Origin of the sequence: Sphingorhabdus sp., assembly GCF_046154385.1 — a bacterium.
Lineage (GTDB): Bacteria > Pseudomonadota > Alphaproteobacteria > Sphingomonadales > Sphingomonadaceae > Sphingorhabdus_B.
On the sequence record NZ_JBJXFW010000008.1, the window covers coordinates 22,312 to 36,571 of the forward strand.

Consider the following 14,260-nt stretch of genomic DNA (forward strand, 5'->3'; position numbering starts at 1 on the left):
TAGCGACGCCCATGCGCTCCGGGACCATTAGCCGCAAAACCAATGAAACGTCGATTGATGTCGAGGTTAATCTCGACGGCAGTGGCGTGTATGAAGTTTCCACGGGCATTGGGTTTCTGGATCATATGCTGGAACAATTGTCGCGGCATTCGCTCATTGATCTCAGGGTGAAAGCCATAGGTGACCTGCACATCGATCAACATCATACGACCGAAGATACGGGAATTGCGATTGGTGAGGCAGTGTTGCAGGCGCTGGGCGATAAACGCGGCATAACGCGATACGGAACGGCTTATGCGCCAATGGATGAAACGCTGACTCGCTGCGCGCTGGATATTTCTGGGCGGCCTTATTTTGTTTGGAAAGTGTCGCTTGGCATGCCGCGGCTGGGTGAATGGGATACCGAGTTGATCGAACACTGGTTCCATAGCTTTGCGACGGCGGCTGGCATTACGCTGCATATCGAAAATCTTTATGGTTCGAACAATCACCATATAGTCGAAAGCTGCTACAAGGCTTTGGCACGCGCGTTACGGCAAGCCGTCGAGATTGATCCGCGCAAAGCGGATGCAATTCCGTCCACCAAGGGGATGCTCTAAGCCGTGACTCTCGCGCTGATTGATTATGGCGCGGGTAATCTGCATTCTGTGCATAATGCGTTGAAAGCGGCAGGGGCGGAAGATGTTGTTGTTACCGCAGATCCCGATGTGGTGGCGAAAGCCGACCGGATTGTGTTGCCGGGGGTCGGGGCATTTGCCCATTGCTTTGAGGCTTTGTCGGCCATTGACGGCATGATTGAAGCGATGGAGCGCAAAGTGCATAGCGACGGCATTCCGTTCCTTGGCATTTGCGTTGGCATGCAGCTTCTAGCTGATGCAGGGGTTGAGCACGGAACGACGCCGGGGCTGGGATGGATAAAGGGCACGGTACGCGCGATTGAGCCAGCGGCCGGACTGAAAGTACCGCATATGGGCTGGAATGACGTAACGCCGAAGGAAGGCGCGCCGTTGGTCGAGACCGGCGAAGCCTATTTCTTGCACGGCTATCATTTTGATGCAGAGAATGCAGCTGATGTTCTGGCGACGAGCGATCATGGCGGAATGCTGGTGGCCGCAGTCGGCAAGGACAATATTATGGGTGTGCAATTCCATCCCGAAAAAAGCCAAGCCTATGGCGTAAATTTTCTTAAACGTTTTCTGGAGTGGCGGCCATGATCGTTTTTCCCGCAATTGATCTTAAGGGCGGCGAAGTGGTTCGCTTGGCAGAGGGTGATATGAACCGTGCGACGGTCTATGCCGATGATCCGGCGGCACAGGCGCTTCTCTTTGCGGAGCAGGGCGCGGAATTTCTGCATGTAGTTGATCTTGACGGCGCGTTTGCTGGCAAGCCCGAAAATGCCGAGGCGGTCGAAGGCATTATCGAGAATTTTCCCGGCTATATTCAGCTTGGCGGCGGCATACGCAATCCGCAGACCGTCGAGCGCTGGTTCGACATGGGCGTGGCGCGGCTGGTAATCGGCACGGCGGCTCTGAAAGATCCCCAATTCGTCAAGGACATGGCCCGCGAGTTCGAAAATGGCATCGTCGTTGCGGTCGATGCACGCGATGGCTTTGTGGCCACCGAGGGCTGGGCCGAAAAGTCCGATATGCCGGTCGTCGATCTCGCCCGCCGGTTTGAAGACGCCGGTGTTGCATCGATACTGTTCACCGATGTCGGCCGCGACGGAATGTTGACTGGATGCAATATCGAAGCAACGGTTGATCTGGCGCGACGGGTAAAAATACCGGTGATTGCCAGCGGAGGCGTGAAGGGTATCGATGATATCCACATGCTGTCGCTGCACGCGAAAGACGGGATTGAGGGCGTGATTACTGGTCGTGCGATTTATGACGGCCGGCTGGATCTGGCGACAGCGATTGCGATGGCGGAGCGGGCGTGACTGTCCGCATCCGCGTCATTCCTTGCCTCGACGTTTCCAACGGCCGCGTCGTCAAAGGCGTAAATTTCGTCGACCTGCGCGATGCAGGTGATCCCGTCGAACAGGCGCAGGCTTATGATGCAGCGGGTGCGGACGAGCTTTGTTTCCTTGATATCGGTGCCAGCCACGAAGGACGCGGCACTATTATCGATGTAGTCCGGCGCACTGCAGAAGTGTGCTTTATGCCGCTGACTGTTGGCGGCGGAGTGCGGAGTGCAGAGGACGCGCGCGCGTTGCTGTTGGCAGGTGCGGACAAGGTCGCTGTTAATAGCGCAGCGGTGGCCCGGCCCGAGGTTGTCGCCGATATCGCCGAACGTTTTGGCAGCCAGTGCGTTGTTGCCTCGGTTGACGCAAGACGCACAGGTGATCGATGGGAAATTTTCACCCACGGAGGCCGCAATCCGACAGGTATCGATGCATTGGAGCACGCGGTTAAGCTGGCTGCGCTAGGGGCAGGGGAACTGCTTGTCACCAGCATGGACCGTGACGGGACACGTGACGGCTATGATCTTGCTTTAACCCGGGCGATAGCCGATGCGGTTAATGTGCCAGTCGTTGCAAGCGGCGGTGTCGGCAATCTTGACCACCTAGTTGAGGGCGTGCGCCAAGGTCATGCCAGCGCCGTACTCGCCGCATCCATTTTCCATTTTGGTCAGCACAGCATTGCGCAAGCCCATGCCGCATTGCAGGCAGCGGGGCTTCCTGCGCGGAGCGTAGGACGATCGGCAGTCGCCTGATAAGTAATCATTTCTTTAGCTTGACGTTCTACCATCGGCAGATGGTAAAAATAATGACTATTCTATTTTTGTTTGTGCTCGCGGGATGTGGCAAATGTCCGCAGGAATGTACGCCCGAGGCGATTTCCAAATGCGAAAATCAAGCCTCGATTTTCAAAAACCAATTAACTGAAAAACTATCTGTTTGGCAACCGCAGATAGCGACTTACGACGCGAGTAGAGGCTTTTATCAGCCCAGTTTTGATTCAATAGTGGACGATGTCGTCGAGCGAAATCAAAGCGCGTGGAATGCAAACCACATTTCCGCATACGAAAATCTGGCTGAAAATGACCTTAACTTGATTTGCAAATTTGCGACAGAAGACACATTCGGGCATGACGAACTTACAAATCTTGCCAGCATCTTACAAAATGTCGTCAATCAACAAAAGGTTGCGAACGAAAACCTTTTGTCGCAGGCATCGTCTGAAGCAATCGCCAAAATAAAAGAGACTAATTGAAAGCAAGGTCGTAATCGTAAAAGCTGGATATTGACATTTTAGCTTAAGGTTTAAGATGTCATCAATTGTGCGTCATCATTATCCGGCCAACGGCTGCAACTGCATGCAATTGGGCCATTGACCTTCGGTCACGTGCTGGTGACAAAGAGAATGATGCTGGTTTCTCACCACCTAATCAAGCGGGGCACTACCAAACGGCCAACTACCGCACAGATGATAAGCGACAGGCTGTACCAAAGCCCTATATAGACCACGTTATTGAATGGGCAGTGCAGGTTATAGGCAAATGCACCCAGCCCGCCAGAGGCCACGCCGGTTAGCCAGCCTGCACGCTCGGGCGAAGAAGGTGCGCCTTTGCGGAGCCACACCACCATAGGCACGGCCGTCGCAAGGGCTGCAATCAGGCTGTATGACATACAGCGAATACCGGATTCCATCGCAGACATTGCGGGGCCAATATCTCCGGTCGATGCAACCACAATTGCGGCGAGTGGAAAAACGGCAGCAGCGGCCAGCGCCATCTGCCAACCATTCTGGCTTCTGCCGACAGCAGGACTCGCCATTGACGTAACCGCATAACCGGTCGCGCCGCCCAGAAGCAATAACACGCCCGCGCGGATCAGGAACATCTCGTCGGGATGGCCTGCAAGCACGTCGGCACGCATACCTTGCGTCCACACAACTATTGATGTTGCAGCGATAGTGATAGCGGCCAGAAAGGCGAGGGGCACATTTTGTCGCATCGGTTTGACCGGTTCAAGATCATCAACCAGTGCGGCGATATCGAAACTCTTATTCATATCATTCACTCTCGATAAGCATGGCCAGCTTCTTGAGGCCACGATGTATGTTTACTTTAACCAATGGTTCGGACTGGCCGCATTTAATGCAGGCCTCGGCTATGCTGAGGCCGTCGATTTTGACGAGGCGAATGGCAAGTGCCTGCGCCTGTGGTAATTGATGCAGCAAGTTGTCGATGCTGATTTTTGCACCAACGACATCTTCATGACTGTCTTCGCTATGCTGGTCCTGCAATTCATCGGCGGCATGGCGATATGTTTGCCGCAGGCGATCAACCCAGCGATAACGCGCGATGGCCGCGAGCCAAGGCAAGAACGGTCGGGAAGGATCGTAACTCGCCCGCTTGCGATGTAATGAAATGAGCGTGTCCTGCACCAGATCATCAACTGCATCGGCCGCAATCTTGTGGGCAAAGAACCGCGCAAGCCAGCGTCCGGTTTGCTCCAGCAACACGGCATAGGCCTGTTTGTCACCCGCCTGAGCAAGGCGCATCAGGTCTCGCATTGTTTCTTCGCGGGCAATCATTTCGGTTTCGTCAACAACGCATCAAGGGAGAGCTTTCCGCCACCGCGAACGATCAGAACGAACGCAAGTGCAACCCAGATCATATGAACCGACCACCATGCCTCCGGGTAGACAAAAATCTGGATGACCATGGTCATACCGAATAATGCGAGCGCAGATAGACGTGTAAAGAGCCCGATCACGAGCAAGATGGGAAACAAATGTTCGGAATAAGTCGCCATGTAAGCCGCAAATTCGGAAGGGAGCGGTACACCGCTATATTCTTCTTCAAACAAGAATTTTGCTGTGTCACTTACCGTTAGCCAACTGCCTTCTTCCACTTTTGTACGCCCGGAACGCCAAAAAATTCCTGCCAGGGAAATGCGCACGAACAAGAGCATAATGGATTCGGCAAGCGCAGACGAAAATGTCGCAACGATGCGGTTATAGGGCACTAAAAGAGCGTTCATACATCATCCAGCTTTGATCAGCGCACCTGCGCCGATGAGGTGAAAAATTGGATCCAGAGGAGCCTGTTCACCTGCCTGTTCGATGGCGATCGCCAAAAGGTTACCCAAAACTACATTATTCTCTGCCGAAGCTGCGCATATCGCCATTTGGATGCGGTTTAGCGGAACGAGGCGCACTTCGGTTTCGGGACGAACGGTTAATATTGCCGATGGCTGCATATCCGTCAGATTTTCAACCGCAATTACCATAGGCGAGGAAATCGGAACAAGCCGCGCAGAGGGATGTGGCGCTATCGGCAATTCCAAAAGATGGGTTTGATCCAATCCGCTCAGTTCGGAAAGGGTGAGGGCGGTCGCTTCTGCCGCGTTGTAACTTTCAAGCCATGCCCATTCAATTTGCGCCAGTTCAATGGTGGCTGCATCGCCCAGGCAATATGGGAAGCGCAATCCGATATGATTATTATCACTGGCCCGCGCAATTTCGCTTTCGACAAAATCGCGGGCTAATCGGTTGAATTCCGCATCGCCGATATATTCGCGTGTCAGAGGAAATGTGTCTTCCAAAGCAACAATTCGTGCATGGTTTATAGTATTCGCGTGCGCCTTTAAACCTAATATGATCCGGTCGGCAGGGCCATCAAATAGTTGCGGATCCAGACGGTCCGGCCCTTCGTTTATTGTGTCGATGAAATTATTCTGCGCTTCAACCAGCGAAAGCATAGCAGGCCTCGTCCATTATAACTTGCGCTTTTTCGGCCTCCTCCATCAGCACAGGATAATCCGGTACATCGGTATCCCACTCTATTAAAGTTGGGATCGCCCCCGCGCGCCCGATGAATTGGCGGTACATATCCCATGTTGTTTGGGTAACATGACTCCCATGATCGTCGATCAACAAGGGCCCGCTTTCATGATGTTCAACGGCATGGCCTGCCAAATGGATTTCTCCGACCATCGCAGGATCGATTGCGTCGAGATAGGATAATGGCGAAAATCCCAGATTGGTTGCCGAGACTTCGACATTGTTGATATCGAACAAAAGCCCGCATCCGCTGACACGTATCAGCCTCGATATAAACTCGACTTCTTCCATCTCATCGCCGCGGTATGCGAGGTAGCGGGAGGGATTTTCAATAAGGATCGGGCGTTTCAGCCGATCCTGAACTTTACCGATTTCGCCTGCAAAATGGTCAAGTGACGGCCTTGTATAGGGAACGGGAAGTAGGTCAGCGAAACGGTTATGGGCATTGCCCGAAAAGCTCAAATGATCAGAAACCGACGCAGGCTGATATAAGTCGCACAGCAAAGCGATACGATCAAGGTCGTAACTGTTCAATCCATCGGCGGAACCGAGAGATAGCCCGACCGAATGGAAGCTGAGTGGATAACGTTCGGCGATGGCGGTCAACCAACGATGCGGTGGACCGCCATCTCCAAAATAGTTCTGCGGATGGACTTCGACCCAACAAGAGCGACCCGATGGGCATGAAGGATCAAGCAACGATTCATAATGTTGCGGTTTCAAACCTATCCCGACCGAAGGAGGAAGGAGGGAGGGGAAAGGTCTGATGTCCATCCGCAAACCATAAACTCTCAAAATTTAGCCGTCACCCTGAACGCGTTCGATTGAATGCCAATTGCGTCCAAAATGGCGGCAAATTAGTTTAGCCCTTCATGGGCACGGGCTTTGCGTTGCCCTTTTTCGCGGCAAGTGAACCACCCATTTTTTCGCATGTGCCTTTGGCAACATATTTCCAGGCATTACCTTGATAATCGGCAGTCGATGTGCCTGCACAGCTTGTGCCTGGTCCTGCGGCGCAATCATTCTTGGCTTTCAATGAAACGCCATAGCATTTTTCTTTATCGCCAGCGGCCTGGGCAGGGGCGGCGGCCATAGTAGCGGCGGCAGAAAGGGCTGCAGCGGCACCGGCAAGTTTCAACAACATAGTGTTCATCGTGATTCTCCAAATCTGTTCGGGCAATAAGCCAGAGGGGAATGGACCATCAATCATCCGGTCCTGTCAATCATTCGATATGCGCAGGCCGATGGTTACAATATGCATAAAAAATCTTTTGCGCGGTCCTTGACCCGTCACAAAAACACCCTATCTGGGCTCCGTTAGCACTCGCACTTGGTGAGTGCCAACATCTATTCATTGCCGTCACCTGCTTCCCTGCGGGAGTGGCGGGATGGCGAAACAGTTAAAAGGAAGGTTCAACATGGCATTTCGTCCGTTGCATGACCGTGTCCTCGTCCGTCGGGTCGAGGCCGAAGCAAAAACCGCTGGTGGGATTATCATCCCCGACACCGCTCAGGAAAAGCCGCAAGAAGGCGAAGTTGTCGCCGTCGGTTCGGGTAACAAGGCCGATGATGGCACTGTAACTCCGCTCGACGTCAAGGCTGGCGACAAGATCCTGTTTGGCAAATGGTCCGGAACCGAAGTCAAGATCGATGGGGAAGACCTGTTGATTATGAAGGAATCGGATATCCTCGGGATCGTTTCCTAACCCACGCAACCGCCGTCACCCTGAACTTGTTTCAGGGTCTTACTTTCGACGGCCCGGATTAAGACCCTGAAACAAGTTCAGGGTGACGGGCCACACATATTTGTTTTGAACAAAAGGAATAATATCATGGCTGCTAAAGACGTGAAATTCGGCCGCGATGCGCGTGAACGCATCCTGCGCGGCGTAGACATTCTTGCCGATGCGGTGAAAGTGACCCTGGGTCCAAAGGGCCGCAATGTCGTAATCGACAAAAGCTTCGGCGCACCACGCATCACCAAGGACGGCGTTACCGTCGCCAAGGAAATCGAACTGAAAGACAAGTTCGAAAATATGGGCGCACAAATGGTTCGCGAAGTTGCTTCGAAAACCAACGACATTGCCGGTGACGGCACGACCACTGCGACCGTTTTGGCACAAGCCATCGTGCGCGAAGGTATGAAGTCGGTTGCCGCTGGAATGAATCCGATGGATTTGAAACGTGGTATCGACCTTGCCGTGACGGCCGTTGTTGCTGATCTTGTTCAGCGCTCCAAGCCTGTTGCCGGTTCGTCTGAAGTTGCCCAAGTCGGCACCATTTCTGCAAACGGCGAAACCGAAATCGGTGAAATGATTGCCAAGGCCATGGAAAAGGTCGGCAAAGAAGGCGTTATCACTGTCGAAGAAGCAAAGGGCCGTGAAAGCGAGCTCGACGTTGTTGAAGGCATGCAGTTTGACCGCGGTTATTTGTCGCCTTACTTCATCACCAACACCGAAAAGATGTCTGTCGAACTCGATAATCCTTACATCTTGATCCATGAAAAGAAGCTCGGCAATCTGCAAGCCATGTTGCCGATCCTCGAAGCTGTGGTGCAGTCGGGCCGTCCGCTGCTGATCATCGCCGAAGACGTGGAAGGCGAGGCGCTTGCAACTTTGGTAGTCAACAAGCTGCGTGGCGGCCTGAAGATTGCTGCCGTCAAGGCCCCTGGCTTTGGCGATCGTCGCAAAGCGATGCTGGAAGATATCGCGATCCTCACCAAGGGTGAAATGATCAGCGAAGATTTGGGCATCAAGCTTGAAACCGTTACACTTGCAATGCTGGGTCAGGCCAAGCGCGTCACCATTGACAAGGACAACACGATCATCGTCGACGGCGCAGGTGAAACCGATGCGATCAAGGGCCGCGTCGAAGCGATCCGTTCGCAGATCGAAAACACCACGTCTGATTACGACAAGGAAAAGTTGCAAGAACGTTTGGCCAAATTGGCCGGCGGCGTTGCCGTCATCAAGGTCGGTGGTTCGACCGAAGTTGAAGTGAAAGAACGCAAGGATCGCGTAGACGATGCGCTGCACGCAACCCGCGCAGCTGTTGAAGAAGGCATTGTTCCTGGCGGCGGTACAGCCTTGTTGTACGCAACCAAGGCATTGGCAAACACCAAGGGTGCCAATGATGACCAGACCCGCGGTGTTGACATCATCCGCAAGGCAATCGAAGCGCCGCTGCGCCAGATTGCCCAGAATGCAGGCGTTGATGGCGCTGTTGTCGCTGGTAACTTGTTGCGTGAAAATGACGAAACCATGGGCTTCAATGCGTCAACCGACGTTTATGAAAATCTTGTCAAGGCAGGCGTGATCGACCCAACCAAGGTTGTTCGTACCGCGTTGCAGGATGCGGCATCGGTTGCCGGCCTTCTCATCACCACGGAAGCTGCAATTTCCGACGCACCAGAAGACAAGTCTGCTGGCGGCGGCGGAATGCCCGGTGGCATGGGCGGAATGGGCGGAATGGGCGGTATGGACTTCTAAGTCCGACGCTCAGCTCAGGCTGAAATACAAAGGGCCGGTGGGGAAACTCACCGGCCTTTTTGGTGGAAAACTTGAAAGTGATATTGCCACAAGAAAAAGCCGAGTAAGGGCAGGCTATGTCCCGATTGATCCTGTTCAACAAACCATTTGGTGTTTTGCCGCAATTTACCGACACCGGTATCGGTGGTTCGTCACGTCCGACATTGTCGGATTACATAGATATCCCAGATGTCTATCCTGCCGGACGTCTGGATTTGGACAGCGAAGGGCTCATGCTGCTTACCGATGATGGGCGATTGCAAGCCCGGATATCCGATCCCAGGTTCAAAATGTCTAAAACCTATTTGGTGCAGGTCGAAGGTAATGTTTCGGATGAAGCATTGGCGAATTTGCGAACCGGCCTGCACCTAAAAGATGGCATGACGTTACCCGCACATGCCGAAGCTATTGCCGACCCTGATGTGTGGCCGCGCGATCCGCCAATTCGCTTTCGTAAATCCGTACCCGACAGCTGGATGAAACTGACCATATATGAAGGGCGAAACCGGCAGGTGCGGCGCATGACCGCAGCGATAGGCTTTCCAACATTGCGTCTTGTTCGTTGGGCTATTGGCGATTGGAATGTCGAAAATCTTGAGCAAGGGAAGTGGCGCGAGGTTGCCGGTCCGGCCTAACGATCCGTTTGCCCTTGGTCCGGCTTGTGAGATGAAATTTACGACAGCGGTCGCACAAATATGGGTGCAGAAGTATCTTTGCATTCTGCGCTGCTGCCTGTGCATCTGGCAGGGTGTCATAGCGCTGCTTTTTGGAGCAGATGCTCAATCGTGTTTTCACCACGGTTTCATTCGTCCCATTCGAACGCGATGCAACCCATGTTGAGAAGATGCATAATCAACAACTGGACTGTTTCAGAACAAGCCAGTTCTGGCACGACGGCCAAACGGTTTTGCGCGCACAATAATCTGGCAAAGACTTCATCGCCGCCGCTGCACGGGAAACATTGGCCGTCGACGAACAATTCGACGCCATGGCCACTTTGAATAAAGGAAAACCGGCTTGCTGGATTGCGCGTCAGCGCAACGCCATTGACCAATTTCAGGCTGACTTCTTCGACACAGAAGGGGTCTTCGGGTGTCCAGTCAACTTCGGGATATTTAGGCGTTGTGCTATATCCACCAAACCAACGGGCAAAGCTTTGCCGATCGGCCAGTTTTTCGGTTACCATATGATGCAGCCTTGCCAAGGCATCGCCTGAAATTTCACCGGGGTTGTTTTGTGTGGAAATTCCAGGATCGACATAACGGTCATCATCCTGCATCTCGGCAACCAGATCGTCAACAAAATGTGTAATAAGTTCACTACGGGACGGCGCTCTAAAGCCGACTGAATATGTCATGCAACCATCGCCTACGGCAACCCCATCATGGGCGATACGAGGAGGTACGTAGAGAATATCCCCGGGTTCCAATAGCCATTCGTCGGTGGCTTCAAAATTGGCCAGCAATCGCAATTCATCATGTGGCAGCAGCGGGCTTTCGGGGCCGCAATGCTGTCCGACACGCCAACGTCTGCTTCCGCTTCCTTGAATAAGGAACACGTCATATTGATCAAAATGCGGACCGACTCCGCCGCCATCGGTTGCATAGCTGACCATCACATCGTCTATCCTCCAGTCGGGAATAAACCGAAACGGCGCGATAAGGGCCGCCACTTCAGGAACATGGTGATCCACCGCCTGAACCAACAATGTCGAAGGTTCTTGTCCCAGACGGGCAAAGCGCGCTTCGGCCAAGGGACCGTGCTCCACCGCCCAACTGCCTTGTGCACCGATAACAAGACGGGATTCCACCTCCGGTTCACACGCCAAACCTGCCAGCTCGTCGGGTTCAAGTGGATTGGCCCAGCTCGTCCAAGGGTTCCGGATCAGGAGCGGTTTTTGCTGCCAGTAATCCCGCAAAAATGTGGTGACATCGAAGCCGGAAAATGTGGGAAAAGTCACCCGGACATCTTCATCAGCATCTCGCCCATTTTCTGGTGAAGCATGTTCACTGCCTTCAATGGGCGGACCATGACCTTGAAATGGGTGATCAGACCGTCGTCATCGCAACTGATCATATCGATGCCGTTGATCGCAATTCCGTCGATAACGGTTTGGAATTCCAATATTGCCGAATTTTCGCGATGCCATTCTCCGATATAAGCAAAATCGCTATTACCCAGCGTTTGACCGGCTGCGGCCAGATATTTGGCGGTGATTGCCTTGCCCAGTTGCGGGGTGTGAACCACCGGGCTTTCGAAAATGCAGTCGTCATGCAGGATAGCGGCAATCGCGTCGACATCGCGTGAAAGGGCCACTTTATGCCAGATTTCAGACGGATTATGTGCCATATTCAATATCCCAGATCTAGATTTACGAGGGGTTCCAGCTTCTCGCCCTTTCGGTAGCGTTCCAGATTCTCGAAGAAGCGTGTGGCTGAACGTATAAACATCTTGTCCTGCGCTCGACCCGAAAGATGCATTGTGACATGGGCATTATCGAGCGTCCACAAGATATGGTCTGCGGGCAGGGGCTCCGGCATTGTGACATCCAGAAAAGCCCCGCCAATCTGCTTGTCTTTAAGCGCCTTGACCAACGCATCCTGCTCGACGACCGAACCTCGAGCAATGTTGATCAGAACGGCGCTCTGCTTCATCGCAGCCAACTCGTCCGCTCCGATCATATCGTCGGTCTCTGCGGTGGCAGGAACGGCGAGAATGACCCAGTCAAATTCGCCCAAACGCGCACGCCATGCGTCGGGAGCTAGGCTTGTTGGTCCCGGTGTCCGGCGCACGATGGTGACATCGACCCCAAAAGGCTTGAGCCGCTCTTCAATCAACTTGCCGATCGCGCCATAGCCCAGCAGCAACGCCTTTGAACCATAAAGTTCGACCTTGCCCGGTGAATCCAGCAGCCATTCGCGCCGTTCCTGCGCACGGACGACTTCGCGATAACCCTTCGCCACAGTCAACATGCCCATCACCACATATTCGGCAATGGTAATCGCATTGATGCCCGCGCCGTTGGTGACCATGCAACCTTGTTTTTTGAGTTGGGCCAAAGGCATGCCATCGACACCAGCATAGATGGAGTTGAGCCATTTCATCTGCGTGGCGGCCCCGATAACAGCGGCCATATCTGCCTTGTCATACATGTCGAACCAGCCAATTTCCGCCATCGGCGCCAATTCCAATGCCTCGTCCTTGGACATGAACCAGTGCGGTTCCACCCAATCCGGAAGCCGAGGTTCAACCAATGGCCGGACGTGGCCAGCCATTATGAGCTTGGTTTTGCCTGCGATCATTATTCGATATCTCCCAAATACCATTCACATGGTGCCCATTCGAGATGCCGTGAGGTCATGCGCAGCCGAAAGGTGTCTCGACTGCGCTCGACACGAACGGCGGAGGGAGCGTCAAACATCCAACATCCAATCCCAACCCAATGGATCGCCGTCCATAACTTCTACGCCCTTTGCAATCAGGTCATCGCGGATCGCGTCGGATCGTTCAAAGTCTTTCGCAGCGCGCGCTTCCTTGCGGGCGGCGAGGGCAGTTCCTATTTCCGCTTCGGTGATGATGGCGGCTTTGGGGCGGATGCGGAGGTCGGATCGGGTTAGGGATAACAGATCGAGACCAAGAACGGAGTCCATTTTAGCAATTGTTGCAAGCTTCGCCTCGGGGGTTTCCTGCTTGAGGGAGAATATCCAATCAATAGAGGTAAGTGCTTCCGGCGTGTTCAAATCGTCGAATATTACCTCTTCAAACCTCATTGTACCTATTCTGCGTTCAATCTGGCCTGTTGATTCCACAGCATCGTCACCCTGAACTTGTTTCAGGGTCCATTTTTCCGCATCAGACGACAGTTCATTCTGCACGATGGATGCTGAAACAAGTTCAGCATGACGGGTTTTAAGAGATGAAACTCCCATCACCATCCGCTTCAACCGCACAAACGCCGCCTGCAACCCTTCCCAGCTAAACTCCAACTCGCTGCGATAATGTGCCTGCAAGCACATCAGACGATAGGCGAGGGGGTGGAAGCCTTTATCGATGAGCAATTGCACCCGCAAAAACTCGCCCGATGATTTGGACATCTTGCCGCTGCGTTCGATCAGGAAGTTATTGTGCATCCAGATTTTTGCGCCGCTATGGTCGCCGCCACAACGCGCCTGATTCTGGGCGATTTCGTTCGGGTGATGGATTTCGCGGTGATCGATGCCGCCCGTGTGAATGTCAAAAGGCAAGCCCAGCAGCGCTTCGGACATGACCGAGCATTCCAGATGCCAACCGGGCGCGCCTTTGCCCCATGGGCTGTCCCATTCCATCTGCCGTGATTCCCCAGCGGGTGTCTTGCGCCAGATGGCGAAGTCGGCGGCGTGGCGTTTGCCTTCGACTTCTTCGATGCGACCTTCGCCGTCCTCAGTTTTGGCACGCGCCAGAGCGCCATAGTTGGCGACCGTCGATGTATCGAAATAGAGACCGCTTTCCAGTTCGTAACAATGCTTGTCCGCTATGCTTTTCGCGAACTCGATCATCGCGGGCACATAGTCGGTGGCGATGGACCAATGCGCAGGCTGCCGGATATTGAGCGCTTTGATGTCGGCCCAATAAGCTTCGGTATAATGCTTTGCGATGTCCCAGATGGATTGGGCTTTCTCGGCCGCCATCTTCTCCATTTTGTCTTCACCGGCATCCGCGTCGTCGGTCAGATGGCCGACATCGGTGATGTTGATGACATGGGTCAGCTTATAGCCGGCATAGGTCAGCACGCGGCCCAGCGTATCGGCAAATACATAGGCGCGCATATTGCCGATATGGGGATAGTTATAGACGGTGGGGCCGCAGGTATAGACGCGTGCTTCGCCGGGATGGACGGAAACAAAGGGTTCAAGTTGCCGGGTAAGGCTGTTGAAGAGGCGTAATTCGGTCATATTGTGGCGA

General features: G+C 53.6%; 18 protein-coding genes. 8 read left to right on the forward strand and 10 right to left on the reverse strand.

Translation table 11 applies throughout. From position 1 onward, the window contains the following. Nucleotides 1-11 precede the first annotated feature (11 nt). The 5 genes from hisB to ACKVOS_RS01610 are packed head-to-tail and all read left to right on the forward strand — an operon-like array spanning nucleotide 12 to nucleotide 3,215. Nucleotides 12-599, forward strand: a complete 588-nt coding sequence (gene hisB, locus ACKVOS_RS01590; protein WP_409210442.1) for an imidazoleglycerol-phosphate dehydratase HisB — start codon at nucleotides 12-14, stop codon at nucleotides 597-599. A 3-nt stretch (nucleotides 600-602) separates the two neighbouring features. Further along, nucleotides 603-1,214, forward strand: coding sequence for an imidazole glycerol phosphate synthase subunit HisH (hisH, locus tag ACKVOS_RS01595; RefSeq protein WP_409210273.1), 612 nt, complete (start codon nucleotides 603-605; stop codon nucleotides 1,212-1,214). Beyond that, entirely contained in the window at nucleotides 1,211-1,939 is a 729-nt protein-coding gene (gene hisA, locus ACKVOS_RS01600; RefSeq protein ID WP_409210274.1) for a 1-(5-phosphoribosyl)-5-[(5-phosphoribosylamino)methylideneamino]imidazole-4-carboxamide isomerase, read from the forward strand. The genes hisH and hisA overlap by 4 nt, the downstream gene beginning before the upstream one ends. After that, nucleotides 1,936-2,715: an imidazole glycerol phosphate synthase subunit HisF gene (hisF, locus tag ACKVOS_RS01605; RefSeq protein ID WP_409210275.1), complete on the forward strand. Its 780-nt coding sequence runs from the start codon at nucleotides 1,936-1,938 to the stop codon at nucleotides 2,713-2,715. The genes hisA and hisF overlap by 4 nt, the downstream gene beginning before the upstream one ends. Nucleotides 2,716-2,768: 53 nt before the next feature. Continuing rightward, on the forward strand, nucleotides 2,769-3,215 hold the full coding sequence (locus ACKVOS_RS01610) for a hypothetical protein (protein ID WP_409210276.1): 447 nt from the start codon (nucleotides 2,769-2,771) through the stop codon (nucleotides 3,213-3,215). A 164-nt stretch (nucleotides 3,216-3,379) separates the two neighbouring features. On the opposite strand, the gene ACKVOS_RS01615 is transcribed toward ACKVOS_RS01610, so the two are convergent. The 6 genes from ACKVOS_RS01615 to ACKVOS_RS01640 all read right to left on the reverse strand — a co-directional run bounded on the left by ACKVOS_RS01615 (nucleotide 3,380) and on the right by ACKVOS_RS01640 (nucleotide 6,945). Then, nucleotides 3,380-4,015, reverse strand: coding sequence for an NrsF family protein (locus ACKVOS_RS01615; RefSeq protein ID WP_409210277.1), 636 nt, complete (start codon nucleotides 4,013-4,015; stop codon nucleotides 3,380-3,382). Nucleotide 4,016: 1 nt separating this feature from the next. Further along, nucleotides 4,017-4,541, reverse strand: a complete 525-nt coding sequence (locus tag ACKVOS_RS01620; RefSeq protein WP_409210278.1) for a sigma-70 family RNA polymerase sigma factor — start codon at nucleotides 4,539-4,541, stop codon at nucleotides 4,017-4,019. Further along, nucleotides 4,538-4,990 (reverse strand): DoxX family protein, encoded by a 453-nt coding sequence (locus ACKVOS_RS01625; protein ID WP_409210279.1) that lies wholly within the window; start codon nucleotides 4,988-4,990, stop codon nucleotides 4,538-4,540. Before ACKVOS_RS01625 ends, ACKVOS_RS01620 begins: the two co-directional genes overlap by 4 nt. 3 nt (nucleotides 4,991-4,993) lie before the next feature. Continuing rightward, nucleotides 4,994-5,710, reverse strand: a complete 717-nt coding sequence (locus tag ACKVOS_RS01630) for a putative DNA-binding domain-containing protein (RefSeq protein WP_409210280.1) — start codon at nucleotides 5,708-5,710, stop codon at nucleotides 4,994-4,996. Beyond that, complete coding sequence (locus ACKVOS_RS01635; protein WP_409210281.1) at nucleotides 5,694-6,566, reverse strand: DUF692 family multinuclear iron-containing protein; 873 nt, start codon at nucleotides 6,564-6,566, stop codon at nucleotides 5,694-5,696. Before ACKVOS_RS01635 ends, ACKVOS_RS01630 begins: the two co-directional genes overlap by 17 nt. An 88-nt stretch (nucleotides 6,567-6,654) precedes the next feature. Then, complete coding sequence (locus ACKVOS_RS01640; protein WP_409210282.1) at nucleotides 6,655-6,945, reverse strand: DUF2282 domain-containing protein; 291 nt, start codon at nucleotides 6,943-6,945, stop codon at nucleotides 6,655-6,657. Between the two features lie 265 nt (nucleotides 6,946-7,210). Between ACKVOS_RS01640 and groES the strand changes: the two genes are divergently transcribed. The 3 genes from groES to ACKVOS_RS01655 all read left to right on the forward strand — a co-directional run bounded on the left by groES (nucleotide 7,211) and on the right by ACKVOS_RS01655 (nucleotide 9,954). Next, on the forward strand, nucleotides 7,211-7,498 hold the full coding sequence (gene groES / locus ACKVOS_RS01645; RefSeq protein WP_409210283.1) for a co-chaperone GroES: 288 nt from the start codon (nucleotides 7,211-7,213) through the stop codon (nucleotides 7,496-7,498). Nucleotides 7,499-7,624: 126 nt separating this feature from the next. Beyond that, nucleotides 7,625-9,280: a chaperonin GroEL gene (gene groL, locus ACKVOS_RS01650; protein WP_409210284.1), complete on the forward strand. Its 1,656-nt coding sequence runs from the start codon at nucleotides 7,625-7,627 to the stop codon at nucleotides 9,278-9,280. 116 nt (nucleotides 9,281-9,396) lie between these two features. Beyond that, nucleotides 9,397-9,954 carry a pseudouridine synthase gene (locus ACKVOS_RS01655; protein ID WP_409210285.1) on the forward strand — a complete coding sequence of 186 codons (558 nt, stop codon included), beginning with the start codon at nucleotides 9,397-9,399 and terminating at the stop codon, nucleotides 9,952-9,954. Nucleotides 9,955-10,121: 167 nt separating this feature from the next. Here ACKVOS_RS01655 and ACKVOS_RS01660 read toward each other — a convergent pair whose 3' ends face one another. From ACKVOS_RS01660 to cysS, 4 genes are all read right to left on the reverse strand, one after another. Further along, nucleotides 10,122-11,279, reverse strand: coding sequence for a JmjC domain-containing protein (locus ACKVOS_RS01660; RefSeq protein ID WP_409210286.1), 1,158 nt, complete (start codon nucleotides 11,277-11,279; stop codon nucleotides 10,122-10,124). Continuing rightward, the gene (locus ACKVOS_RS01665; RefSeq protein WP_409210287.1) at nucleotides 11,276-11,668 is read right to left on the reverse strand and encodes a nuclear transport factor 2 family protein; all 393 of its coding nucleotides are present in this window, start codon (nucleotides 11,666-11,668) and stop codon (nucleotides 11,276-11,278) included. The genes ACKVOS_RS01660 and ACKVOS_RS01665 overlap by 4 nt, the downstream gene beginning before the upstream one ends. 2 nt (nucleotides 11,669-11,670) lie before the next feature. Then, nucleotides 11,671-12,621 (reverse strand): D-2-hydroxyacid dehydrogenase, encoded by a 951-nt coding sequence (locus ACKVOS_RS01670; RefSeq protein ID WP_409210288.1) that lies wholly within the window; start codon nucleotides 12,619-12,621, stop codon nucleotides 11,671-11,673. Nucleotides 12,622-12,732: 111 nt separating this feature from the next. After that, nucleotides 12,733-14,250, reverse strand: a complete 1,518-nt coding sequence (gene cysS, locus ACKVOS_RS01675; RefSeq protein ID WP_409210289.1) for a cysteine--tRNA ligase — start codon at nucleotides 14,248-14,250, stop codon at nucleotides 12,733-12,735. Nucleotides 14,251-14,260: the final 10 nt, after the last annotated feature.